General features: G+C 50.1%; 22 protein-coding genes. 10 read left to right on the top strand and 12 right to left on the bottom strand.

The features are described from left to right. Positions 1-139: 139 nt before the first annotated feature. The 6 genes from HHO50_RS18235 to HHO50_RS18210 form a co-directional block, all read right to left on the bottom strand. Positions 140-1072: a BT4734/BF3469 family protein gene (locus HHO50_RS18235; protein WP_181308164.1), complete on the bottom strand. Its 933-nt coding sequence runs from the start codon at positions 1070-1072 to the stop codon at positions 140-142. Then, on the bottom strand, positions 1054-2517 hold the full coding sequence (locus HHO50_RS18230; protein WP_181308162.1) for a DUF3987 domain-containing protein: 1464 nt from the start codon (positions 2515-2517) through the stop codon (positions 1054-1056). Before HHO50_RS18230 ends, HHO50_RS18235 begins: the two co-directional genes overlap by 19 nt. 5 nt (positions 2518-2522) lie before the next feature. Continuing rightward, positions 2523-3239, bottom strand: a complete 717-nt coding sequence (locus HHO50_RS18225) for a hypothetical protein (protein ID WP_181308160.1) — start codon at positions 3237-3239, stop codon at positions 2523-2525. 11 nt (positions 3240-3250) lie between these two features. Continuing rightward, positions 3251-3595 (bottom strand): helix-turn-helix domain-containing protein, encoded by a 345-nt coding sequence (locus HHO50_RS18220; RefSeq protein WP_149098642.1) that lies wholly within the window; start codon positions 3593-3595, stop codon positions 3251-3253. 94 nt (positions 3596-3689) lie between these two features. Further along, entirely contained in the window at positions 3690-4619 is a 930-nt protein-coding gene (locus HHO50_RS18215; RefSeq protein ID WP_181308158.1) for a hypothetical protein, read from the bottom strand. A 4-nt stretch (positions 4620-4623) separates the two neighbouring features. After that, entirely contained in the window at positions 4624-5856 is a 1233-nt protein-coding gene (locus tag HHO50_RS18210) for a site-specific integrase (protein WP_181308156.1), read from the bottom strand. Between the two features lie 633 nt (positions 5857-6489). Between HHO50_RS18210 and HHO50_RS21390 the strand changes: the two genes are divergently transcribed. From HHO50_RS21390 to HHO50_RS18195, 4 genes are all read left to right on the top strand, one after another. Beyond that, positions 6490-6702: a type I restriction-modification system subunit M N-terminal domain-containing protein gene (locus HHO50_RS21390; protein ID WP_255478812.1), complete on the top strand. Its 213-nt coding sequence runs from the start codon at positions 6490-6492 to the stop codon at positions 6700-6702. Beyond that, positions 6650-7306 carry a class I SAM-dependent DNA methyltransferase gene (locus HHO50_RS18205; RefSeq protein WP_255478811.1) on the top strand — a complete coding sequence of 219 codons (657 nt, stop codon included), beginning with the start codon at positions 6650-6652 and terminating at the stop codon, positions 7304-7306. Before HHO50_RS21390 ends, HHO50_RS18205 begins: the two co-directional genes overlap by 53 nt. After that, a complete protein-coding gene (locus HHO50_RS18200; RefSeq protein ID WP_255478810.1) occupies positions 7269-7670 on the top strand; it encodes a hypothetical protein in 402 nt (133 codons plus the stop codon). The genes HHO50_RS18205 and HHO50_RS18200 overlap by 38 nt, the downstream gene beginning before the upstream one ends. A 210-nt stretch (positions 7671-7880) precedes the next feature. Beyond that, complete coding sequence (locus HHO50_RS18195; protein WP_219921580.1) at positions 7881-8825, top strand: type I restriction enzyme endonuclease domain-containing protein; 945 nt, start codon at positions 7881-7883, stop codon at positions 8823-8825. Positions 8826-9549: 724 nt separating this feature from the next. Here HHO50_RS18195 and HHO50_RS18190 read toward each other — a convergent pair. After that, entirely contained in the window at positions 9550-9951 is a 402-nt protein-coding gene (locus HHO50_RS18190; RefSeq protein ID WP_181308154.1) for a heme-binding protein, read from the bottom strand. 415 nt (positions 9952-10366) lie between these two features. Continuing rightward, positions 10367-10717, bottom strand: coding sequence for a hypothetical protein (locus tag HHO50_RS18185; RefSeq protein ID WP_181308152.1), 351 nt, complete (start codon positions 10715-10717; stop codon positions 10367-10369). 520 nt (positions 10718-11237) lie between these two features. Between HHO50_RS18185 and HHO50_RS18180 the strand changes: the two genes are divergently transcribed. The 3 genes from HHO50_RS18180 (at position 11238) to HHO50_RS18170 (ending at position 16659) form a co-directional block, all read left to right on the top strand. Beyond that, positions 11238-11744 (top strand): phosphoheptose isomerase, encoded by a 507-nt coding sequence (locus HHO50_RS18180; RefSeq protein ID WP_181308150.1) that lies wholly within the window; start codon positions 11238-11240, stop codon positions 11742-11744. Positions 11745-12743: 999 nt separating this feature from the next. Next, a complete protein-coding gene (glgP, locus tag HHO50_RS18175) occupies positions 12744-14402 on the top strand; it encodes an alpha-glucan family phosphorylase (protein WP_181308148.1) in 1659 nt (552 codons plus the stop codon). A 1030-nt stretch (positions 14403-15432) separates the two neighbouring features. Further along, on the top strand, positions 15433-16659 hold the full coding sequence (locus tag HHO50_RS18170; RefSeq protein ID WP_181308146.1) for a Bcr/CflA family multidrug efflux MFS transporter: 1227 nt from the start codon (positions 15433-15435) through the stop codon (positions 16657-16659). An 88-nt stretch (positions 16660-16747) separates the two neighbouring features. Here the strand turns inward: HHO50_RS18170 and xrtN are convergent, their stop codons facing one another. The 4 genes from xrtN to HHO50_RS18150 are packed head-to-tail and all read right to left on the bottom strand — an operon-like array spanning position 16748 to position 21621. Then, positions 16748-18115, bottom strand: coding sequence for an exosortase N (gene xrtN / locus HHO50_RS18165; RefSeq protein WP_181308144.1), 1368 nt, complete (start codon positions 18113-18115; stop codon positions 16748-16750). After that, complete coding sequence (locus tag HHO50_RS18160; RefSeq protein ID WP_181308142.1) at positions 18112-20658, bottom strand: XrtN system VIT domain-containing protein; 2547 nt, start codon at positions 20656-20658, stop codon at positions 18112-18114. The genes xrtN and HHO50_RS18160 overlap by 4 nt, the downstream gene beginning before the upstream one ends. Further along, positions 20648-20983, bottom strand: a complete 336-nt coding sequence (locus HHO50_RS18155; protein ID WP_181308140.1) for a transcriptional regulator — start codon at positions 20981-20983, stop codon at positions 20648-20650. Before HHO50_RS18155 ends, HHO50_RS18160 begins: the two co-directional genes overlap by 11 nt. A gap of 8 nt (positions 20984-20991) precedes the next feature. Next, complete coding sequence (locus HHO50_RS18150; protein WP_181308138.1) at positions 20992-21621, bottom strand: hypothetical protein; 630 nt, start codon at positions 21619-21621, stop codon at positions 20992-20994. 861 nt (positions 21622-22482) lie between these two features. Here HHO50_RS18150 and HHO50_RS18145 point away from each other — a divergent pair. The 3 genes from HHO50_RS18145 (at position 22483) to HHO50_RS18135 (ending at position 25111) form a co-directional block, all read left to right on the top strand. Further along, positions 22483-23166 carry a response regulator transcription factor gene (locus HHO50_RS18145; protein WP_181308137.1) on the top strand — a complete coding sequence of 228 codons (684 nt, stop codon included), beginning with the start codon at positions 22483-22485 and terminating at the stop codon, positions 23164-23166. Continuing rightward, positions 23163-24548 (top strand): HAMP domain-containing sensor histidine kinase, encoded by a 1386-nt coding sequence (locus tag HHO50_RS18140; protein ID WP_181308136.1) that lies wholly within the window; start codon positions 23163-23165, stop codon positions 24546-24548. The genes HHO50_RS18145 and HHO50_RS18140 overlap by 4 nt, the downstream gene beginning before the upstream one ends. Positions 24549-24955: 407 nt before the next feature. Next, a complete protein-coding gene (locus HHO50_RS18135) occupies positions 24956-25111 on the top strand; it encodes a hypothetical protein (RefSeq protein WP_181308134.1) in 156 nt (51 codons plus the stop codon). The last annotated feature ends 457 nt before the right edge of the window (positions 25112-25568 follow it).

Below are 25568 nucleotides of genomic sequence, written 5' to 3'. Positions count from 1 at the left end.
ATTAGATGGTTTATTCTACATTCTGAATTCATTCAGAATGAGATGTAATCAATTAGTTTTTTAGTTGGGGAATCTGTCTTGGTGTGATACACCGATGCCTCTGAATAATTTAAGCGGTGTTTTGCCAGTATGAGCTAGGCTATCTCTTGCAATACTTGAAGAAGGTGGCAATCGTATAAGTATAACTCCCTCTCAAGCAACTGTCATACAGCCTATCGGTTCTAGTGCTAGAGTACTTTGGGTGAAATTGGCTTACCCGGTGGAAATAGCACCTGCCTTCTTCCCCGAACTCAGCCGCCAGGCTGCACCCAACCTCAAACCATGCCGCATAAGAAGAGGTGACATCAATACCATTTCTCTCTATCGCAGTAATGCGCAATTCCACTCTGACTTTTACCGGTGAATCATTGCTGCCTGGCATGCCTGAATAAGGGTTAAGCTTTTCCTTCTGGAATGACTCATAGCGGGCAAACACCGCCGCATTGTGGTTAAAGTATGCCTCTTCGTCATAGCTGTATCCTCTGAGGCTTGCAATGTTCCTCGGCTTCACGTCAATAGTGATACCCAGTTGAAGGAAGGTTTTCCTGAGAGCCTCAAAATGCTCCCGGTGCCTTTCCCTGAAAGCTATAGGTATCAATCCCCAAAAACCCTGTCCGGAGACGGAAAGGCCGCAGTAGGCAACGTTGGGTATGTTGCTTATTTGCAGCTTTAGGTCATAGAAATTGTCTATGTGCGTGTTCTCCTTCAGGTCAATGTCGAACTGGATCAGTCCGCTGTGACTAATCAGGTCTTTCTCGCTTCTATAGGTGAAGGTGCCGCTGGGGGTGATGGCGGGTAGCCTACCCTTGAGGCTGTCCCGCACATATTTATCACCTGTTGCCCTTATTTTTCTCACCTCTTTGGCATAAGCGCCACAGGAGAGCCAATACAGCAGGTTCACGGTTTTGGGGTCTGTAGCGGTGCCGTAATTGGCGAAGCAGGAGACCTCCACATCCAGAATTGAGTTACCGGTTCTGTCCCGTCCCAATTCTGGGACAAACGGAATGTGCGTACTTAATATCCCTTTATCCATCGGTGAACGGTTGACTTTTGGCTGTCCGATCCGAACACCAGAATTGATATCTCCCTTACATTGGTGATCCCTTTGCCGTTAAGTTCAAGGCATTGCCGCTTTTGTTCCAGTCTCAGAGCCCCCCTATCCCCGCTATCCTCCGTTGTGAAACTCTTCATTCTGGGTAGCTTATCGTAAACGGCGACCATGTGCTTTGTGAAGGTATTCAGTATCCTTAAAGAGTTCTCGAAGTCCTGGTCGGTGCACTCCAGTATGTGTGGGAGTGTGCCGCCCTCATAGGCCCTTATTACACTGAGTTGCATGGCTATACGGAAACAGATCATGCCCATTCTGTTGACCGTGCCCCCAAGGGCCAAGCTCACGTGCTCCCTTAGCTCACTTTTCTGCTCCGAGAACTCCTTCAAGAATCTTTCCTGTTGGTGAGCCTTAAGCTCGAACTCAATAGGGTGACTCAATGCGGTCAACTCACTATGCATTTTCCTAAACCAGATGCCCATCTCCGTAAAGTATCTGCTGTAACCGTTCTTGTTCTTATCAAACACGTTGTTGAACTCGGGAGTGGAGTCAAACTCATAATAGAGAAAGCGGCTGAACAGGCCGTTCTCCACCGAGGGGATCAGTTTCAAAAGCTGGTCAAACGTGCTGGACAGCACCACGGAAAGGGAGGGGGATGGTATCTCCACATCTTCGCTGTTGGTACGCCTGAAAAAACTCATGGGCTCATGGCCGAACGCCTGCCTCAGCACATCGGAGAAACCGCCGTGCTCTTGCCTCATTGCCTCCGCCAGCGTGTCGGCCTCAGTTTCAAACATGATCCCCCTTCCGCTGTTCTCGACAAGAAGCTGCAACATGCCTGTCTTCCCTATATTGGAGGGGATGTACATCTTCAGGTGCGGTGGCTGTTTGGGTTGCTCCGGCATGGTGGAGGACTTTCCCTGCTCAAACATCTTGGACTCCATCTTATAGCGAGCCATCTCTTCTTTATGGGCGTTCACCAGCTCTGCTGTCTTTTCGTGTTTCTCCTGGTGTATGGCCTCGGCGAGCTTCCTTGCCCACATGAGCCCACTCTTGCCCTCCCCGTAGGGTCCCAGGGTGTAAGTGTAAAGGTTAGGCTCCAGTTTCTTCCCGCCGTAATATCCGTATACATTGGGCAAGATGCCGCTGGTCACGCCTAGCATTCCCACAAGGAAAACTTCCCTCTCTATGGGATCGACTATCCTGCGGCAAAGTGCTCCCTGAACATCGGGTAGGTTTGCATACACTTCTTCAGGGAAAGCTTTGGTGCTTTTTAGCCCCATACCGCCCAAGTTGCGGGGCGGTATGGGGCAGTTGAGGTCGGTGCCCGGTGGTACGTTTACTGTTATTTTGAAGGCGTTACTGATGTTTCCACCGGCCAGGGATCCGGTGGAAACGTTGGTTTTTTTTGGAAGGGATACTGTCTCCATTTCAGCTATATGATGGGTTGGAAGAAGTCCTTGTATAGAAAACTCTGCCACACATGCATGTCCCGAGACTTCAGGTCTATTCGATGGGTTTTGTCATCCATAAACCTGTCCGTCCCGGAGAGAATGTGCTGCATGGTTGACTCGATCTCCCGCAAAGCCTTTACGGCCGGAAGGGTTTCCGTGCCTTCCTCCAGTTGGAAGGCCAGGATCTTCGTGTGCTGTATCAAGCGCTTGACCCGCCTAACGTAGAAGGAGTAGGTGGAGACATCGATTAACGTATCCATGGAATGTAATTCAATTATCTCTGATAGAAAATCATGGATATCATCCTTGAGCAGCGCCGTCTGCATCATCAAAAGCTTGGCCTCGGCAATCGTATAGCTCACTTTGTGCGATACAGGCTCCCTTTTACTAATTTTTTGCCCCCGTTTGGCATTATTATCTGTATTAAACGGTGTGTCAATGGCTGTATTCCTAGCTGTCTCACCTGTATCATAAGGTGTATCAAGGCCTATATCAAGGGGTGTATCGGCTGTATCGAAGCCTGTATCAAAGAGTGTATCGTTCTCTGTATCACTATCCAGGAACGAGGCCTCAAGCTGTTTCCTCAGGATACGCTGTACCTTTGATTTGTCTATGCCTAGCTCAGAGGCGATTCCGCGGATGGATAAACCAGCGGTTTGCAGTTCCTGCACTTGCTGTTCAATGGAATTTGAATTCATATGAAAGGGAATTAGAATTTAGAAGGCCTACGGGTATGTATTCTTACTTCCTTCTCAATTTGACTTTGTGTCTTCTTTTCCCCTGAGTCAATCCATTCCAGGAGCTGTGAACGCTTGAATCTTAGCTTTCCGCCCTTTTTGTAGTGGGGCAGCTTTGATTTGTTTACCAATCCGTAAATAGTGGAAGATGCTAAGTTTAGCAACTTAGCTGCCTGCTGCACATTTAGGATTTCAGATAGGCTGTCTGTAGCTGTCTGTTTCTGGCGTGACGAGTCTAATGCCAGCCTAAGCTCTGTACTGATGGCCTGCGTGATCAATTCACGCAAATGGGTTTCTGTTGTTACGATAATGTTCATAATAGAAATAATTGGTTATTTGTTTCCCAAATTTTTCTAAAATGACACCTTGAAAACTATTAACTATTAACTATAGAGTTAATTAGTATGTTAACTAAAAGTTGTATATTCCTTTGATTATCAAATCTATAGGGGCTAAGTTTTTTTTATGTTCTTGTGCTTCTGTATTATGTAACATCACACTCACGCTCTTTGTCTTGAGTGGTTTACCATTGGCAAGGAAGTGTTTTGATATCGTTGTTATAGAGGGATTTTTTTGATTGTAAAATGAGGCGTCTATAAATGGTTGTAAGCTTTTAAGCAGGTAAATTAGTTGATACTGGCTTTGAGTCCAGTTTATCATTTTAGTTTGTAACAACCCTGAGAAGTGATTTTTAAAGGTGTTTAAAGTGATTTTTTCTATAAAATGATGTTTAACAAGTGAGTAATGGAGGTGGTTTAACCTTTTGTCCCTTCTTAAGCCATCGATATCCTTATCATCTTTAAGCCACTTCATAGAAGTGGTTGGATCTGTAAAGTTTTTGCTGGCACTCACTTTTTTACCTTTATTTTCTAAATTCAGCTGTGGAGATTGCCCTGCATAATACTGTGTGCTTTTATGCTGGGGCTTGTTTTTTAACTCCTTAATCCGCTGATTGAGATATTCAAACATGTGGGGAGATAGGTATCTGCCTGCAAGAGTTGTTATATAGATTTCTTTCCACTTTGGATCAATATATTGCTCCCTCACTAGATCTATTCTTCTTTGAGTAGAGAATTCACGCTTCTTGAATTCTGTTTTTGTAAGCTTATTGATAACATGAGTGGCATCAGGACCTTCAAAAACTTTTTTATTCACTTTAGCTAATTCTTCCTCTAAAAGCTTTATTTCCGCTTCAACTCCTAAAGAGCTAATAGTTATTCGGATAATATCCTCTATCCTTTTCTTTTGAAAAATAAAGTATTCGTTCTTCTTCTTGTTGATGGACTTGAATAGATCATTAAGCATCATCTCATCTTCTGGTTTCAGAATATTATTTTCCATTTTGCTATTTTTTAAATGCAAGTAGGCTATCAGAGAACTGTTTCTTGATGTCATCTTCAAATGAATCTAGATAATGTTCAGTTGTTTTAGAATCTTGATGACCCAGGGATTCCTGTATGTATTCCTTTGAGGCTCCGCTTCTCTTAAGAACCGTGCTGAATGAGTGACGGGCAACATAGGTGGTCAGATTGATGTCTAGTTCTAATTCAGTTGCAATCCGCTTCATGTATGTATTGATGTTCTTCGTAAGTTGATTTATAATCTGTCTTTCTCTTGTAGGTGTTTCGCAATCGTTAAGAAAGGGGTAGACGTAGCTTTCTGACCCAATGTATTTATTCCCCCATTTGTCAATGATTTGCTGGGCTTCAGCAGGAAGAATGAATTCAATAGGCTTAGGGTCAATTCTGGTTGTTCGTTTGGTTTTTGCCCTGTAGAAAGAAATTTTACCGTTGGAGATGTTTTTACCCTTCAATAAACAGATGTCTTTTATATTCATTCCATTGCACAGGTAGCTAAAGAACCAAAGATCCCTGGCTTTCTCTTCCATCGTTCCCTCCTCAACAGGATGGTAATAGATTTTCTCAATCTGGCTCAAGTTAAGCGCCTTCTTAACATTTCTTCCTTTTGGTATGGTGTATCGCCTGGTTCCGAACGGATACTGTTCTGGTTTCACAATGCCTGCTTCTTTGGCTTCATTGATAATAGTTCTTAGACTTCTTAGATAAAAGCCAATCGTGGTTAGGGACTTGTTGTTGCCCAGCATCCACTTCTCGTATTTATGTAGGAATTCAGGCGTTACATCATCAAAGAGCAGCGGCTTCCTGAATTTAGATAAAGAGCTAAGGGCATTTCCGTAGCTTAATGCTGTCGTTATGCGACCTTCTTCTTGCAAAGATTTGATGTAATCCTCAAAGGAGCTATAGACATCGTTCTTGTTCCGGTTTGATTTGAAGCGTTTCTCAAATTCGGCAAAAGAGAAGAGGGGGATTTCTTTGATGACACCTCCAGCCTTATGTTCTAGTGCTTTCAGTGCTTGCCCAATTTCTTTATATGGTGAACGGGGTTTAGGCCCTACCACTTTCTCCCATTCATCAGGTGAGAGAGCAACTAGCTCATTATCCACGATTGCAGAGTAGTATTTAGACCTTCGATTGTAGGTAATCCTTATCTTTATAGGAAATCTACCGTCCGCTTTTTCTCTGCGAGTATCCAATACAATGGTGGCTGTTGCGTTCATGTGTTTACAAATTTGAGAAACAATTTGAGAAACAAATGAACGCAAATGTTAGAAGTAAAGCTAAGCTATAGGAGTATTTATTTATTAAAAAGCCTTAAATAAGCCCGTTTAAGGGGTTTTTGCTAATAAAGGCAAAAATGAATAAACAATCAAAAAATGACTCATAATCAGTAGGTGCTTGGTTCGATTCCAAGTGAGCCCACTTGATAATCAGCCACTTACGAGGTAAAACTTGTAAGTGGGTTTTTTGTTTGCAGAAGCTGTTTGGCTACAAAAGTCATTTGAGAGCTTGTTTAAATTTCATTTTTGCCGGCGGAAATGGCCAGAGAAAGGTTCTGCGGAAACGTTTTTTGAGCCGCGTAGCAGCGCTAAGGGGCGAGAAAAAGGCGAACGCAGGTTCTTTTTATGGCCGTTTGTAGCGCAAAAATGAAATTTAAACATGCTCTGATAAATCTCTAAGGAGGGCGTTGTCTGCTGATATATTCTGCAGATGAGCCAAGGGTTGAGACAAGCGTAAGGGGGTAGGAGGAGGGGCATCATTATTTTGCAGCTTCCAGGTCTTTCCTCTTCGGGCTGCCTGAAATTTCAATATCTTAGGCTTTCCATTCTACCCCACCCCACCACCCATTATACATGGCCAAAAAAATTACCTCGGCCCCCGCGGCCAAAGGCGATATAGATTTTGAGAAAGAACTCTGGGACGTAGCCAATGAGCTGCGCGCCGCCGTGGCCGAAAACCAGTACAAAGACTACGTGCTCTCCCTGCTGTTTGTGAAGCACCTGAGTGAACGCTATGGGGTGCGCAAGCAGGAGAATCCAGCTTTCTTTTCTGGAGCCGAAATCTGAGTACTACAGCCTAGAAGCCCACCAGCAGAGCGAGGTGCTGGAAGACGAGCTGGAGTACCAGGTCAAGAACGCCTACCGCCTGCCCCAACATGCCACCTGGAACTACCTAGTCCAGAACGCCGAGCAGGACGACATCAAGGTGAAGGTAAACCAAGCCTTCGTGCTGATTGACGAGCTGCTGGCCAAGCGCAACCCCGACTACAAAGGCGTGCTAGAGCCAATCTTCGTGAAGAGCCAGCTCTCGCCTACGCAGGTGGCGGGGCTCATTAACCTATTCTCCAAAGACAAGTTCTCTGAGATTAACAACCCCGAGAGCGACATCTACGGCCGCGTGTATGAATACTACATCGGCAAGTTCGCGATGGCCGAGGGCTCCGGTGCGGGGCAGTTCTTCACGCCGGGCAGCGTGGTGCGCTTGCTGGTAGAGATGCTGGAGCCGCTCAAGGGCCGCATCATGGATTTAGCCTGCGGCAGCGGCGGCATGTTTGTGCAGAGCCTTAAATTTCTACAGGCGCACGGCCGAGACAAAAACGATATAGTTCCCGCACGTGCGCACCAAAGAGGCCATGGAAGGCATAAAGACCCGCTTCAAAGACCCAGATGATACCCTGCAACTGGTCATTGTGCGGGACATGTGGCTCACCGGCTTTGACAACCCCGCCCTGCACACGCTCTACGTAGACAAGGTGATGACCGGCCACAACCTCATCCAGGCCGTGAACCGCGTGGCCACCGTCTTCCGTGACAAACCCAGCGGCCTCATCGTGGACTACATCGGCATTGGTGACCGCCTGCGTGATGCCACCAAGAAATACACCGGTGCCGGAGGTTCCGGTGCCGTGGCGTTTGACATTGAAGAAGCGTTTGAATTGACCAAGGAGCTGATTCAGCAACTGCGTGAAGCTTTGCCCGGCGGCCCCGTCACCATTTCACGCATTCCGTCCCCCTTTGAAGGGGGCAGGGGGTGACATCTGCCGCCCATGTTGCAGGGGCATCTGCTAAGAATCCTTCAGACCTGGCTCTTCCGGAGTTCCACTCCGGAAGCATATTGCCGGGGAGTTCCACTCCCCTACATGTGCCCGTGGTTCCCGTGGGGAGTAGAACTCCCCGGCAGCCAAGTTCGGGAATGGAACTCCCGAACAGCATAGCTCCCGAACAGCATAGAGGGACGAAATGCGTTGCAAGAGAAAGAAGGGCAGCGGACGTTTTCGTCGTTGCACGCCGCTATTCCGTACTTCTCCAGCTTCCCCAAAACAGAACGGCTGAAACTGGTGGGTTTTGCCACCAACACGCTAGTGGCAGGTGATGAGCTGTGCAAGACGTTCTTGCTGAATGAGAAGAAACTCAGCAGCCTGGCTCCCATTGTGAAAAGCCACGAGCGTATTCATGAACTAGGCGCTGATATTGTGTGCCTGCAGTACGTAGGCGCGGCCCTACGCAAAGCCAAAAATCCGCAGCAGAACACCCGGCAGTCGGCTAACAAAATCAAAGACCTCATCCACCGTAGCATTGAAAGCGAAGACGTGGTAGACGTGTTCCAGATGGCCGGCATTGAACGCTTTGACATCTCCATCATCACTGATGCCTTCCTGGCTACCGCCAAAGAACAGAAGACCGGCAACGAGCTCAAGCTGGAACTCCTGCGCCAGATCATGAACAATGAGATCAAGCTCCGCTCCACCAAGAACCTGATCAAGTATCGCAAGCTCAAAGAAGAAGTAGAAAAGATCATCTCTGATTACCACGCCCACTTCTTTGACAGCCTGGTGGCCATGGAAAAACTGCGCGCCGTGGCCAAGCAGATGCAGGAAGAAGACAAGATCCGCCAGAGACTGGGCCTCACCGAAGAAGAGGAAGCCTTCTACCAGATATTGGCCAACCACCCCAACGCCGTGCAGGAGGTTGACCTCATCAAAGAGTTGGTGAAAAAGATACTGGCCGAAGTCAAGAAAAGCGCCTCCCAACCAGACTGGTACAAAAAAGACGACACCAAAGCCCAGTTGCAACTAGCCGTAAAAAAGGTACTCCGCTTTAAAGTGAAAGCAGGCCTGCAGGCGATTCTGAATGAGGTGATGGAGCAGGCCGAGGAGCGGTATAAAGTGTGGGCGTTTGAAGTGGCGTAGCTTCTGCTTTAATTGCGTGCCCGCGCTCAGAAACCCTTTTCATGAATAAATGATAGGCTCGCCTTGGAGTTGAAATGGGATAGGGCGCAAAAGGAAGAATTTACCTTCTGGAGGTAAACTTGCAGGAAAGCTGTTGTGAATGGTGCTGTTCAGGGTTGCAAAATCCTGAACAGCACCATTCTAGGTTTACAAATACTTTCCCCATCGACCAATAAGTAGATGCAGGGATTCGGAAATTCCCAACCCAGTGCTTCGGCATCGGTAAAGCCGCAAGGATAAAAAATGCGTTGGCTTACCTTGATGCCGTTTAGAGTTTTATGCCTGTTTTCAAAAAAATAGCCTCAAAACGGAAGGACAAGCAGATGCTTGCGGCAGTGTGCCAATAAACCTCTTGTTTTATGCCTGTTTTCATAAAAATAGCCTTAAAACGGACACAAGCAGATGCGCACGCAAGAGGAATTAATTGCTTTAAATGCCGGTTAATGAAAAACTCTAAACAGGTTCGTTGTAAGTAACTGGACAGAAATCCTCCTCTCCTGTCATCCTGAAAGGATCTTATGGGCGAACGGCAGGGGCGTTCATTTACAGCTTTTCCGGTTTGGCCACAAGATCCTTTCAGGAAAACAAAATTGATAGTCTAATTTGTCCTGCTACTCAGAACTGCTTTTCCCTACAAGATGCGCGACAGGGGAGGGGAAGCCTACGTTGCAGGAACTCCCGCGCGCTAGCTGATGGCCTTCAAGCCTGCCTCGGCCACCCTATGGTCATTCTCCACCGTGCTGCCCGATACTCCGATGGCACCGATGACCTCACCGTTGCCGTCTTTGAGGGGGATGCCGCCCGGGAAGGTGATCAGTCCGCCGTTGGAGTGCTCTATGTTGTAGAGGGAGCCGCCCGGCTGTGAGGCTTGCCCCAAATCGCCGGTGGGCATGTCAAAGAACCGAGCCGTGCGGGCCTTGCGGATGGCAATGTCAACCGAGCCCAGCCAGGCACCGTCCATGCGGGCGAAGGCCGTCAGGTTAGCCCCGGCGTCCACCACGGCTATGTTCATCTTCAGGTCCAGTTCCTGCGCTTCGGCGACGGCTGCCCTGATCGCCTTTTCGGCCTGTTCTAATGTAATTCCCATTTGGCTAGCGTGTGTTTAGTGAGAAGAATGATTGCAGTTTGGTCTGCATAATAGATACGCAGGCGGCAGAAAAGGTTGGCAGAACCTGTGCCGTTGGAGACATGGGTGATTCCGCCACTGAAGGCATACCCCTGAAGGGGTTGGGCCTGTCACAGTAGAGACGGGACACTATCAACAGGTAAAATGTTGAAAGTAACGGTTTTGAGCTTGCGCGTACTTGACTCCTTCTTCTGGGCAATGGCCATTGACTTCTCCTATGCCCGGCCATCTGGCCTCCTTGCCAATATGACCATCTGTAAGGCCAAGCATGTCTGCCTGAGACAAAAGCCTTCAGTAAACATTGGCATCCTGATATGACATGATTGGATGGGCTTACCCAGGGTGCCATCCAATCCTGTCATATCAGGCTTGGCAGTCAGGCAACTGGTATATTCTGGAATTCGAAATTACTTTGTATGCTGTTTTTGAAAGCGAATAAAGCTCTTAAATAGAGAAATAAGTCATTTTTAGGATTATGCATCATGTTCAGCGCCTCCTGTATAAGGGAGTCCAGGTGCCAAAAGATTTGATCTGCGTTTTTTGATTCCTTCAACTCAGGGCTTTGGCCAAGTACCTCTTTATAGGTAGTAGCCACTGATAAAACATCCTCAATGGCTTCTCCGCGCTCATATACCTCAGACTGTAGTATCGTCATGAGTTTTGCTGAAAAATCCTCCTCTAAGAACTCAGGGTTGTTTATGGCTTGTGAAGGGTAATAGTTCTTCATATATACAATATTTTATAAATTTGATTTTATTTACAAATGTAATAGATTGATTTTATATAAAAATTTGATTATTCAAATAATGTAATTGTATATGTTTGGCCCGGCTTTAATGCCTTAAGGGGAGTGGGTAGGAAAGAAAGGGTCTTTTTAGTGATGCGTAAAGCGGTAAAAGGCGAAATTCGCCTGGCTGGTCTTGGTGCGTGTGATGTTTGTAATTGTAGTATCATAAGATGTTTGGTAAAGGTTTGTGTTTCTTGCAATATGACTATTTTGATAATTTTAGAAGCTTGCTTTTAGGGGTGCTGTTAAATTACAGGTTTGCCAAGGCAGCTATAACTAGTTTATAGTGTGCTACATATTTGTACTTCAGCATCAAAAAAGGAAATCCAAAAACACATTGCCTTTCGTGAAGGCGCAGAGGAATTTGGTTAGCGAGACGGCACGAGTTCTAAACATTTTATGCGGTTAATTACGCTTGCCCTGCTAAATTAGCCCCTCAACATCATTCATTGAAACCATTATGCCCACTACTGACACCCAGAAACAAGCCCTTTTTCAAGAAATAGAGCAAGAACTGACCTCTAAAGGATTCTCCATTGCCAGCCAAGACCAAACCAGACCCTGGGGCGGCTTCTTTGTGATTGATGAAAACCAGGCCCAGCAGTTCGCCGATACATATTTTGACGGAATGTCAGTGGATGATCTCCGGATATCGGGGAAGTTAAGCCCAAAGATTCTGGTGGTGGCCCCAGACAAACGCCTCTCCTGGCAGTACCATCACCGCCGCGCCGAAATCTGGAAAGTGGTGAAAGGCAAAGTAGGCGTGGTCACCAGCCCCTCAGATGAAGAAGGCGAACTGCAGAGACTGGAGCCCGGAGCGTTGATTACCTTGAAGCAGTCTGAACGTCACCGTCTGGTTGGCTTAGAGGAGTGGGGCGTGCTTGCCGAAATCTGGCAACACACAGATGCCTCCAATCCGTCCAACGAAGACGATATCGTGCGCGTGCAGGACGATTTCGGCCGGTAGGCCCACTCTGTTTCACCAGATATTTTCACATTTCGGCCCATAAACGGGAGCGAGATAAAAGGGGGCTTGCCAAACGCCAACTGCGTCAATGGCAGGGGTATTCCTGTTCTATCGCTTATGGGCGTTTCGGCTACCCGGCCATATTCGCTTCAGCATACCCTTCGCTGCCTCCGTTTGAGGGCTGTTTTGGCAAAAACAGCCCTCAAACGGAGGCAGCGTTGTAAAGAAGCCGTTGTGCTACGCCTTTCTCCAGGTGTGTTTCTCCCGCATCCTCCTCCCTCGTAATCAAGCTCTTTTACCAGAAGCCTAAAAGGCTTTTGGGAACTGCAAAAGAAAGGGAAGCATTCATGCGGTATGGATTTTCCCGTGCCCTTTGTACGTGTTAAGTAGGCTAATAAAAATAGTTTGACTTACTTTTCTTGTCTTCCTGCTGGAAGGATCTTGGAGGCGAACGGCAATTGCGCTCCATCAAAGCTATCCTAGTTCGCCCACGAGATCTTTCCAGCAGGACAAATAAGATAACGTAATCCTGCCTCCGTACTTATCACCAGCAATCTTTTATCGGCTTCTTTCCCAAAACTACCATCAACCTGCTCTTTCAGATTGATAAATCCCGAACAACAGCGCAAACCTCACTTCCCTTTTCCCTTATGGATAATAGGGTGGCTTGGTGGATTTGGCGCCTTTTCTGGAAAACAGCCTTAAAACAACCCTAAAACAGACTGGGGCAAGTAAAAGCACAGGGGGATATGCTACGTTTGCGCTGAAGTTGGAATGGGTTTAAAGCAAGAATGAGTATCGGTTTAGAAAGGAAATAGAGGATTAGAACGCCTCATTTGAAAAGATATTGTGGAAGATTTGCTTCTGAGGTAGAATATGCCTAGTATTAATACGCATTCATCTTGCGTAAATGGGGCTTCGCCCAACTAATGAAGCAAGGGAAGCTTTGAAGGGACAGATCTATCCAATTATATTTTAGGTTGGCGCGGCCAATAACTTATGGGAAATTACAGCAAATGGTATCATCCGTATGCCATTAATGAGAAGTACAGTGAGCGCGTGGCTTACTTTAGCATGGAGTTTGGGATTGACCAGGCCCTGAAAACCTATTCGGGCGGACTTGGGTATTTGGCCGGTTCCCACATGCGCAGCGCCTATGAACTGCGGCAGAACATGATCGGCATTGGCATTCTCTGGAAGTACGGGTACTATGACCAGGTTCGGCAAGACGACCAGAAAATGGGTGTACAGTTCCTGAAGAAATACTATACCTTTCTGGAAGACCCCGGCATCAAATTCCAGGTGACCATCCACAACAACCCGGTGTGGGTGAAGGTGCTGGTGCTGCCCGCCGAAACCTTCAGGACGGTGCCCATGTACTTCCTCACCACCGACATCGCCGAAAATGACTACATCAGCCGGACAATCACCCACCGCCTGTATGACCAGGAATTGCCCACCCGCATTGCGCAGAGCATCATTCTGGGAGTGGGCGGCGCCAAGGTGATAGAAGCCTTAGGCGGCGTGGCCACCTATCACATGAACGAAGCCCACGCCCTGCCGCTGGTTTTCCATTTGTTTGAGAAGTACCGCGACGTGCAGGAAGTGAAAAAACGGATGGCCTTCACCACCCACACGCCCGAAAAAGCCGGAAACGAGGAAAATGAGGTGGAACTGCTCAATAAGATGTCCTTTTTTGGGGGCTTGTCTATAGAGGAAGCCCGGGAAATTTCCGGGGCCCACGGTTCGCACCTGGACTACACCTTAACCGCCCTGCGCTTGTCTAAAATGGCCAACGGGGTGTCCCAACTACACGGCGAGGTATCGCGCGACATGTGGGAAGGCAACGAAGGCATCTGTGAAATAAAGTCCATCACCAACGCCCAGAACGTCAACTACTGGCAGAACCCTGACCTGCGTGCCGCGCTGGATGCGAACGAAGATGAGCGCCTGGTGCAACTGAAGGCCGAGATGAAGAAGCCCCTCTTTGACATAGTGGCCGACCAGACCGGAAAGATTTTCAAGAACGATGTCCTGACCATTGTCTGGGCCCGCCGGTTTGCCGCCTACAAACGCGCCGACCTGCTGCTCCACGACCTGCACCGTTTCTTTGAACTCATTAACCGCGAAGGCCAACCCGTACAGGTCATCTGGGCCGGAAAACCGTATCCGTATGACCATGGGGCCATTGGGGTTTTCAACCGGCTCGTGGAAGTCTCGCACAAGCACAAGAACGTGGCCATCCTCACTGGCTATGAGCTCAGTCTCTCCCGCAAGCTGAAAGACGGCGCCGACATCTGGCTGAACACGCCGCGCCGTCCGCGCGAAGCCTCTGGTACCAGCGGTATGACGGCCGCCATGAACGGCGCCATCAACTTCTCGGTGCAGGACGGCTGGCTCCCCGAGTTTGGACGCCACGGCGAGAACAGCTTCCTGTTCCCCATTGTGGACACTGCGCTCCCCAACGAAGAGCAAGACCAGATAGACTACAACAACATGATGGATATCCTGGAGAACGAAATCATTCCGGCGTACTACGTTGACCGCAAGAAATGGGTAAGCATCATGAAGCAGAGCATGAATGAGGTGGTAGGGTATTTCAGTTCAGAACGTATGGCTGATGAGTACTACCACCTCATGTATCAGAATGGGAAATAAGCATTCTTGATTTTTATGGGTGAAGAGCGTCAGAAGTTGTTTCTGGCGCTCTTTTTTTGTTTTGATGTTGAATGTGCAGGCAGTTGACGAGTGCCTTGGAGTGACGGTATTTCACGTTGTTTCAGGTTCATCTTTCCCGATAAGCGCGCACCGTGCGAGCCCCCGCTTCCTTTGGCTAAAAGCCTCAGAGGCCGGGCTGCCCCCAACACCGCAGATCTCAAGGCGCTCAAGCGAAAGGTTGGGAACGGATATGCGTGGGAGGCCTCACCGGTTTTGGAAACCTGTGAGGTCTTTTGTAGAGACGCAATACCTTGCGTTCCCTTCTATAGCAGCGGGTATTTCCTTCCACATATAAGAAAAACATCCCTGATTCCTGCTCTACAAGAAAGAGCCTCCCATTTTGCTGGCGCGAGTCTCTGATTCGTTCCTACGTGTTGGGTTATCTCCATACTATCTCCGCTGCTAGCGCAAAAACAACTATGGCGCGGATTTACTTCCGCGGCCTAGTTAACATCAGAAAAGCCTTTGGTCACAATAGCAGATGCTCTCCCTTTGAAGGGGGCGAAGGGGGATGTTTACACCAGCAGATTTCACGCACTTCAAAGCCACCGGCACAGACACTCGCAGGTCTTCCAGACACTTCGAGGTCTTTTGAGCAGGCGACATTGCGTTGGCAAACAAAAACTCCCCTCCTCACTAAGGAGCTCATCTTGTAGGAAAACTTGTATTAACGTTGCTGTTCGGGATTAATAAATCCGAAAGAGCGGGAAGGGTAGAAAGCGCCTTTTCTTTCATTAGAATGGTTACTGTTTTTTCCCTGCAAGATTAGACTAAGGAGGATTGCCTGAAAGGCGGGGTGGTAACTGCCTGATTTTGCCTTGTTTTTCTGAAAACAGGGCAAAATCAGGCGTCCTGGTCTACTGGAATCGCGTAGAGAAATTCTGGTTTCGCGGAGGATACCGGCGGCGGTGGGCTTTTCTGAAATTCAGAGCCTCGCGCATCGTACCTTTGCCTCCTTTTTTATTGAGTTATGACGCGTAAGCAGTATTTTTTGATTATCCTGATTCTGGGTTCCCTCTCCACCATCAGCCCCTTTTCCATTGACATGTATTTGCCGGGCTTTCCGGCCATTGCCGAAGACCTGAACACCACCATCTCCAAAGTGCAGCTTTCCCTGACCGCTTACCTGATCGGGATTTCTGCGGGGCAGTTGCTGTACGGGCCGTTGCTGGATCGTTTCGGGCGGAAATACCCTCTGTATGCCGGGTTGGGCATTTACATTGCGGCATCCATTGGCTGTGCCTTCGCAGATTCACCAGATATGCTCATTGCCATGCGGTTTCTGCAGGCCATTGGCGGCTGTGCGGGAATGGTGGCGGCGCAGGCGCTGGTCAGGGATTTGTTTCCGGTGAGCGAGACGGCCAAGGTGTTCTCCTGGTTGATTCTGGTGATTGCCGTTTCGCCCATGATCGCCCCCACGGTGGGCGGCTATATAACGGCCGCTTTTGGGTGGCACGCGGTTTTCCTGGTACTGGCTGGTATTACGTTGGTGATGCTGATTGCGATCTTTTTTTTCCTTCCCGAAGGGAAACAGGCAGACCCGGGGATGTCTCTGAAACCGAAGGCGGTGCTGGGGAATTTCTATGCAGTCATGCGCAACCCTCAGTTTCTGGTGTACACATTGGTAGGCGGAATTGCATCGGCGGCGCCGTTTGCGTACATCTCGGGCTCGCCAGAAGTGTTCATGAAAATCTATAAGGTAAGCGAGCAGGAGTACGGCTGGATTTTTGCCGTGCTGTCGGTGGCCATGGTTGGTTCTCCGCAATTCAATCACCTACTGCTCCGCAAACTTAGAAGTGACCAGATCATCAGGCTGGGCTTGGTGTACCAGACGCTCATTGGGGCGTTGATGGTGATAGGAGTGTATGCCGGTTGGTACGGCTTGGTGGGCTTGATCATAGTGCTGTTCCTGTTCCTGCTGGGCCAGGGGCTTACGGCCCCCAATGCCTCGGCCTTGTCTCTGGCTCCGTTCTCTAAGTTCGCGGGAAGTGCCTCGGCGCTGGCCGGAAGTTTCAGAATGGGCATTGGTGCCCTGGTATCTGGAGCGGTCAGCCTGCTGCACAACGGCACGGCCCTGCCCATGGTTGTGGTGATGACCTCCTGTACCGTTTTGGGCATCCTGATTTACTTTATAGGCCAGGGGAGCGCGGCCAATTACCGCAATGCCGAACTGGCCGGGGCTGTTCCTGAACTGTAGTCATCTTCTGGAGGGAATTGTTGGAACCCCGTTTTAGGGCTGTTATCCAGAAAACAGCCCTAAAACGGGGGTTTACTTTTGGTTAGGTTCAATTCTGAGCCTGGTTTCCCTTCTGGGTTGTAGCGTGAAGCAGTTGGGTTGCTTGAGAAAGAAGGGCCGCTTTGGTGGCAGCCGTGACATTGACCAAGTGAAACGCCGGTTCTCCGGTTGCCATGCGCCAGCGCCAATCAGATTGCTCTATGGTTTGGTGCTGGCCGTTGTCCATCCACCAGGCGGTGTGTAACCGGTCATTGCCCTTTTCCAGCGTACCGGTGTAAATCTGTTTTCCGGCTATTTCCTGTTGCGTGACGTGCCTGAAAAGATAGCCGCTGCCTTCCCAGCAGATCAACGGGTGGTGTTCAAAGGAATAAAATCCGCGGACGGGTTTCATGTAAATCAAGGCATCTCCGTTGGTGAATTTGTGCACGCCATCCAGCACAATGGTCTTCTCAAACCCCGGTACCTGCAATGGCGCCGCTGAAGATGGGGGCACTTTCTTGTGAGACTGTACCTGGTAACCTACCCCTGCCAGGCATAGAAGCAGCCCCGCGTGTACCAGCAGAATTCCTCTGGAAAACGGTGCTTTCTTAGTTTTATAAAATGCCGGTGTAGAAAGTTGGATTTTTCTGCTCGCGTATTTTACCAGGAAAAAGAAAGGGACAATGGCGTAAAGAACCAGGCAAAGCAGGCCCACGGCATCGTGCATGAAAGCGTCTGGCCCAATCCGGAGTAAGACCAGCACCAGAATGCGGAGGAGGTTTGCCAGCAGGTTAAGGCCCAGCATGCCCAACAGAAGAAAGGCCAGGAGCCAGAAAGGCCAGGGTTTTTGTTGCGTTTTGTGTTGGTGGGCCAGCAGAAAGATGGCCATCATGAAAGAGAACGAAAGCATGTGCAGCCCGGCGCAGGCAGGGTCAACCGAAAATTCCTCGCCGTTCAGGAGAAGGATATTGCCCGCCGCCTCCGCCGAAGTGCCGCTGAAACGGAGAAGGGTGGCCGCGGCTTCGGTTAGTTGTAACCGAAGGGGAAAACTCCCCACATCGGCCAGGTAACTGAAGATAGGGGAAGCCACCAGCAACATCAAAAGCGCGTACCCGCCCCCTCTGTGCAGGATGGTTTGCAGGAAAAACCAGAGCACGAGCAGGAAACCTAGAAAGTACACGGTGGTAATCTGGAAGAAGCCCGCCAGCAGCAGCAGAAGGGCTGCGCCCATTAACAAAACCCAGGACATCTTTTTAGGCGCAGCGGGTAAGGCGAGGAACGGGAGCAAGGCCAGACCCAGAAGCCACTGCGGGTTCCAAAGCAGGTACTGCCGCAGAAAGAAGATCGCCACCAATGCATAGCCCAACCCCAGCACCACCGCCAGGGGTAGTGCCGGGCGGCGGGAGAGGACTAAAAGCCGAAGGGCAGGAGTTCTCATGACAACATACGGGGTTTTAACACCGAAAAGGAAACTACCAGAATGACCAGGAAAATAAGGGCCCACTCATGCGGCTCTGGCACGGCCCCCGATGATTTCACGCTGGCATTGCCCAGGCTGTTCTTGCTTTCCTCAATCCCGAAGCGTTCATAATCGGCTTTGGTTTCCAGCACCACTAGACTGGAAAGCGGGCTCACCACGTTGGCTTGGGCGGCTTCCGCTATCAGGTGTTGCTCCAGGTAGTTTTGCTGGAAATAGGCTGGCCCAATCTGCTGCAACAGGTGGTTGTAAGCGAATAGCCGCATAAGGTGGTCTGGTGCACCGTAGGTCGTCTCAGCCGAATGGGAACGTGTGATCTGTACCCCGGCCTCTCCCAGAATCACCGAGTTCTGGTCTTGGTTTGCCGCCACAAATTGTTTTTCGGCCAATAAACGCACCAGTTCTTCGGCGGAGCCCTGGTCATACTGCAGCAAACGTAATTCCTTTATGGTCTTCACGTAAGGCGATGGCGTGGTGCCGAGATGAAAGAAGCGGATTGGCTCCCGTTTTGGGGCTGTTTTTGCAAAATTAAGGGCAAAACGGCTGTCTTGCAGGTCGCTCAGGTGAGGGGAGTTTCCGGTGCTTTTGCTGATGATTAGGGCTAATTCGGGTTCTTTGACCAAATGCAGGGGAAACAAGGAGAAGTTGAGTTCCCGTAACTGCCGGAAGACGGCGGCATGGTTCTCGTCCGTCAATTTGGTCATGGTACCAGCGGCGTAGGCGTACACCTTGGCATTTTTAGCAGCGTTCCAGACTTGCATAAACTCCTCCTCAGACCAGGCTTTGTTCAAGTCCAGGTAAATGCGGGTGGGGCTAAAGGAGGTAAGCGGTGGCGCGTAGGGCTGCATCTGGTAAGATTGTCCGGCAAAGGTGAAACGGCTAGTACTAAGCGGGGCGGCGGCTATCTTAAAACTCCAGTCGGGTTCATAGTTTCCGTAGCGTTCATACCGGCCCGGCGAGGTTTGGTTGAACTCCCGGGGCAGGGGCAATGCAGACGTTGACTCCTCTACCCTAATGATGGTGGTTTCTGGGGCGTTTTTTGCCGAAGGGCCGTCAAAGTAGATGTTCTCATACACCAGCTGTCCGGCGTCTAAGCGGAGGGGCGACGTGACGCCTATCTTAAACTGGCGCCTTTCCTGCGGCGTGCAGGGGAATACCCGCACGCTCACGGTATTTCCCTCTTGCCAATGCACCACCGAGGGGTCTCTGACTTCTACGCCCACAATGGTGGTATAGGCACTGTCGGCTTTGCTTTGGGTGGTGAGGCGGCCTTTTTCTTCTTTGCCGTTAATCCACAAAGAGAGGGAGGTGACCACACTTCCCTGGGGTAAATGAAACGTGTAAATAGCCTCTTCCTGGGCCCAGGAACTTGGTTGGTTGTTATAGACCGTCAGGATTTTCTCTGTGTAACTGAAACGGTGCCGCGGAAAGAGCTGGGCCTGCGTGATCACGTTGCTGGTAGAAAGATGATCGCCTGACCAGAGCCGCTCCTGCGCCAGGTGACGGGCGTCAAACCGGCTTTCCATGATTTTGATGCGCTCTTGAGTGGTAAGCTGCGGTTTTCCGAAGAAACGGGTGGCCAGTACTACCAACGGATCATGGCGTTGCAATTCCTCAAAAGAGCGGGAAGGGAAATTGAACATTTCAGAAGATTCGGCCGCCGTCTGGTAAAGCAAATCTGTCTGCACCAGCCGCTCAAAGATAGGCGTGTGCGGAATCTGCTGACTCAGGGCTACCCACCGGGGCAACTCCTGTTGGTCTTGCACCTGGTAGGAATTTAGGATGCGGTTGATCTTGTCATGGCCTGCCTGCCAAAGGCTTAGGTACACCAGCGCGAACAAGATGGGCACCAGAATCCCCATCAGGAAGGTCTTTTTAAGGGCAATATCCTCCCTGGCCATCCGCAGTGCGGCCACCGTCAGGCTTATGGCCGACCAGAAGGGCACAAACATATGCAGCCCCAGTCCCAGCACAATGGTACCCAGCAACCCCACGTGGTAATAAGGAGCCAAATAAAGCGCGAAATAACTGAACAGCACGGTGCCGGTGCCCAGCAAGAACACCATTACCAAATAGAGGGCCCGGGGCAGCAGGAACCTGAAGGCGTACCCTACCATGCCCAAAGACACCGCCAAAAGCCAGCCACTGAACCAATCTACCGAAGGAAGGAAGAGGGGGATTTCACGGTTCAGGGAAAAACAACTGATAAGGCCCGCCACTAGGAAAAGCATCAGGTAGTCCAATTGTTGCAGCGGAGAGTTAAAGCGGAAAAGCCTTTGAACCCGGAGGGCTATCAAATACCCGCCCGCCATTAGGAAGTTTAACATGAAAAGGCTTTCCGTGCCGTCTACCTTCTTGACCAGGTTTGCTTCCTGCAACAGGAAAATACCAAAAGAGACCACAATGCAAGCCAAGCCCACCAGGAGGAGCGGTTTCTGGGCTGTTTTTTGCGTTTTAGCCTCAGAAACAGGCGTTTCTAAAGTACTTTGTAATTCAAAGTTCATAGTCAAAATTTTTTGGGTTAAAGATTGGTCTATTGCTTAAAATGAGTTGCTCCAGGGCATCCAGATGCTGCTTGAAATCTACTTTACCGGCATTGGTAGCGGAGTAGGCGGTGTTCGGCTTTCGGCCGATAAACTGTTTTTCTGCCTTCAGGTAGGCGGCTTCTTCCAGTGCCCGCAGGTGGCTGGCCAGGTTGCCGTCGGTGAGGTGCAGCGCTTCTTTGAGCGAAGAGAAATCAGCGCGCTCCTGAACCATCAGCACCGACATAATGCCCAACCGCGCTTTGCTCTCAAAAGCTTTGTTGATGTATTCCAGGTAATTCTTCACGGTTCCGTCTATGCCTCCCGCTCATATTTGAAATACATGATGGCGCCGTACAGAATGTGCAAAACCCCAAACCCGATGCTCCAGGAAAGCAGGGCGTACCCAATAAAGAAGCAGGCCCCTAACCCCAACCCAACCTCACAAAGGCCCAGGTAGTAAATGTCGCGCAGAGTGTATTTACTGGCGTTCAGAAGTGCCAAGCCATAAAATAGGAGCATGGACGGGGCAATCAGATAAAAGAGGTGGTGGTACAGCAGAACTCCGCAGAAAATACCGCCCGCCGCCAGCGGAATAGCCAGATTGAGCAGCAACCGCTTTGCCTGGCTGTCCCACACTTTCTGGTTGGCCTTCCGGGCTTTACGAGCAGTGAAATAAATGCCTGATAGCAGCGCCAACGCTAAAACCACCACGGCCGTGGTGCCCAGAAAAAGCATGGTCTCCAGATTAGGACTGGCTTGGTACAACGTGCGCGACACAATGTGGTGACTGCCCAGATACCACTTCACCACGCCTGCGCCCGCCAACGCAAACCCGCCCGCAAACACGCCAGACAAACCACTCAATGAAATGAAGCGGGAAGACCTATCCATAATGCTCCTGATCTCTTTCAGGTCTTCCAGATATTCTATGTGTGGATTCATATTCAGTTCTAGTTTTTGTAAAGTACTTTGAGTTTCAAAGTTACTGGTACTGGTGATATCTGCAAGAGGTTTCCGAAAAATATATTTTCAAAGCGAACTGAGGTAAAAGGGCTGTAGGAGTGGCGACTAATGAGCAGATGTTGTTTAACCAAGCTTGCTATTGCTTCTTCACTAAACGGGTTCTAGGGCTGTTTTCTGAAAACAGACCCAAAACGAAGAAACAGTGAGGTTTTCAAGACCTCACTGGTTTAGAGTAAACTGGCGCCTTGTTGTGCATAGAGCGCGAGCGTCTGTGCCCTTGGACAGCCAATCTCCTGATTGGCTGTCCAAGGGCACAGACGCTCGCAGGTCTAAAGACGCGACGAGGTCTTTGGAGCAGGCGGCATGGCGGAAGCAGCCGGTTAGAAAACACTGGCGCGAGACTACCGTCTCGTGACAAAGGATGAAGCGAGTCTCCAGACTCGCCGGGAACCATCAGTAAACTGCGTCACATCAGTCAAATCCCATCGCAGAAACATCTCAGACGGCCCGTGGGGCGATTTTCTCCAAAAAACACGAAGACCGGGCCGAATTGGTGTTGCAGGAACTGGAGAAAGCGCATCCTTCCGTCAGAAAAGAAGCAATCAAAATTCACGCCGGGCTTTAGCTGGGCCTGGGAAAGAAAGGATGCTGCTATGGCTATGGAAGGAAACATTGTGTGTGCCCATTCAGATCTGAGCGGAATCTCTATTTTTGAAGAAGCACTTTACAAGGGAATCAGAACGCCGCCGCAGATGCTGGTTTCCTGGCAGAGACCACGCCAAAACTCGCTGCGTAAAATCTACCTGTGTTTGTTCCCCCGCAACTTTCTATCTTAGCCCCATGAAAATTCTGCTGATTGAAGACGAACCGAAAGTAAGTGCTTTCATCAAGAAGGGTCTGGAGGAGCAGATGTATGAGGTGGAACAGGCGTATGACGGGTTCTACGGCGCTAAACTGGCTATGGAGAATGACTACGTGCTGGTCATTCTGGATGTCATTCTGCCGCGCATGAATGGGGTGGAGGTGTGCAAACTCATCCGGCAGCAGAACCTCACCGTGCCCATTCTCATGCTCACCGCCCTGGGCAGCACCGATGATAAAATACTGGGGCTTGACTCCGGGGCCGACGATTACCTGGTAAAGCCCTTCGAGTTTCAGGAGCTGTTAGCCCGCATCAGGGCCTTGACGCGCCGGTCGCAGGAAAGCGTGGGCACCGAAGTCCTGAAGATTGCCGATCTGGAACTGGACGTGCAGAAGAAAACCGTGTTCCGCAACGGCACGCCTGTTTCGCTCACCGCCCGCGAATTTGCCCTGCTGCAGTACCTGCTGCGCAACAAAGAACGCGTGGTTTCCCGGGTAGACATCATTGAGCAGGTCTGGGAAACGTCGTTTGACACCGGTAGCAACGTCATAGACGTGTACATCAATTTCCTGCGGAAGAAGATAGACAAAGATTTTTCGCCCAAGCTGATTCATACGCTGGTGGGCATGGGCTATGTGTTGAAGGAGATGGAGGAGAAATGAAAATCAAAACCAAACTCACGCTGCAGTTTACGGGTATCTTCATGGGTATTCTGCTCTTTTTCTGCGTCTCGGTCTATTACTTCAGCTCCCTCTACCGCAGCAATGATTACTACGGCCGAATCCTTAACCGGGCGTACGCCACCGCGCATTACGTATTAGACGCAGACACCGTCAGCCAGCAACAGCATGTCCTAGACCAGCGGCTGTATTTCCAGATGCTGCCCCGCGAAGTAGTGAAGGTGTTTGACCAGAACCAGCGCCTTATTTTTCAGGAAGGGGAAGAAAACGTGCAAGTGCCCCCGCATCTTCTGCGGCAGCTAACCCAGGTGGGCGAGATACGCATGGAGCAAGGCGACCGGCAAATGGTGGGCATTCGGTACCTGCACCGCGGCCAGACCTTTTTTGTGCTGGCGTCTTCCATTGACTTATACAACCTGAACAAACTCCAGCACCTGCGCACGTTGCTCATTACCGGCTTCGTGATGGCCCTGGTCACGGTTATCATTAGTGGGATTATTTTCTCCCGGGCCGCCTTAAAGCCCTTTCTGCAGGTGGTTTCTGAAGTAGAGAAGATCAACCCCTCAGACCTGCACCACCGCTTGAGCCAGGCCGATGGGGAAGATGAAGTAAGCCAACTGGCCCAAACCTTCAACAACCTGCTGAACCGGTTGGAGCGGGCGTTTGAGGTGCAGAAAACCTTCGTGTCCAACGCCTCCCACGAGCTGCGTACCCCCCTTACGGCCATGATTGGGGAAATACAGGTGGCCCTCATGAAAAAGCGCCAGCCCGAGGAGTACGAACGGGTGCTGCAGTCTATTCTGGAAGACGCCCAACTGCTGGCCCAACTCTCCAACGGACTGCTGCAGATGGTGCAGGCCAGTTCAGACACCACCAAAGTCCAGATGACAGACCTGCGCCTGGATGAACTGATCTGGCAGGCTTGCGCTGAAGCCCGCAAACGCCAGCCGCACATGAAAGTGGAAGTGGAGTACGTGAACATGCCCGAAGACGAAGACGAACTCATGATCAAGGGGAACGAAGCCCTCTTGCTCATTGCCACTGTCAATGTGCTAGAGAACGCCGCCAAGTTCTCGGGCAACAACCCCACCATTACCGCTTCCATTGATGTGCAACCCAACTCTCTGTTGCTCCGCGTGAGCGACCGGGGCATTGGCATGGCCCCGGAGGACGTCCGCAAAGTGTTCGTCCCTTTCTTCCGGGCCGAGAGCGTGCGGGATATTTCCGGGCACGGCATAGGCTTGCCCTTGGCAGAAAAAATCATCCAGCTGCACAAAGGCTCCATTTCAGTACACTCCCAACTCAACCAGGGCACCGAAGTCACCTTCACGCTGCCCAAATTATACGAGGTATACAAGATATGATAAGCCAGCACGCCACTGATGGCGCAATGGGTAGGCTGTTATAAATTTACGCAGAGGCGGTGTTATGCCTCTCTTGGTTCCTTTCTGCGCATTGGCTTCTGTCTGGAAGTGGCTTCTTGGAGAGGGATTAGTTTGTGCATGCAGTTTGCTGTTCCCTTGGCATGTCCGCTTCTGCGTAGGATTGGTGGGTGCACGGAATATGCTGTTCCCTTGGTTTGTCTGTTTGTTGCGTGGGTGCACGTGCTGTGTTGTTTCATCTTTGGCGGTAAGCGCTCACGGCCGCGGGGCCCCGTCTTCCCCTCTCGCACTGCCCTTTCGGCCTGAGAAGTCTGTCTCGCTTAGCTGGTGCCTGTCCAGGGCCAAAAGCGAGGCGCGCTCGGGGGAGACTGGAACTGGGAAAGTAAGTAATGGCAGCAGTAAAAGTAGCAAGGGAGATAGTCCCGCTCTTCCGGAGTTCCACTCTGGAAGCCAACCTGCCGGGGAGTTCTACTCCCCTTCTTCTGCAACACCTGCCCGTGGTTCCCGGCGGAGTGGAACTCCGCAGCAGACAGGTTCGGGAGTAGAACTCCCGAACAGCAAGGTAATAGAAGGAGGTGGTAGCGGTGATACCAACTTGTGTTTACGTCCTTCTAAGTACGGAGACGGCATTGCGTTATACTCTTTGTCCTCCTGGAAGGATCTTGTGGGCGAACTAGAATAGCTTTGATGGAGCGCTATTGCCGTTCGCCACCAAGATCCTCCCAGGAGGAAGATAAGCAAAGTAAGTCAAGCTAATTTTGGCCGCATAATTAGCAGTTATTGGTTGTAATGCCTGTATTACCCTGTAAAGGCTTGGGAGCTCATCTTGCAGGGGAAGGACAGCTTGAGCCGCCTTTCTCCCGTCAAGCGGGTTGGTGCGTTTTAGGTTCGTTTTCCGCAAAACAGGCCCAAAACACCATCCCTGTTCTTCCATCCCGCTCTTTCGGAGTTCCACTCCGGAAGCACTCGGTCGGGGAGTTCCACTCCCCTTCTTTTGCCCGT

The sequence above is a fragment of the Rufibacter sp. XAAS-G3-1 genome, from assembly GCF_013623775.1.
In the GTDB taxonomy this organism is placed as follows: Bacteria; Bacteroidota; Bacteroidia; order Cytophagales; family Hymenobacteraceae; genus Nibribacter.
This window is presented reverse-complemented; position numbering and strand designations above follow the sequence as displayed.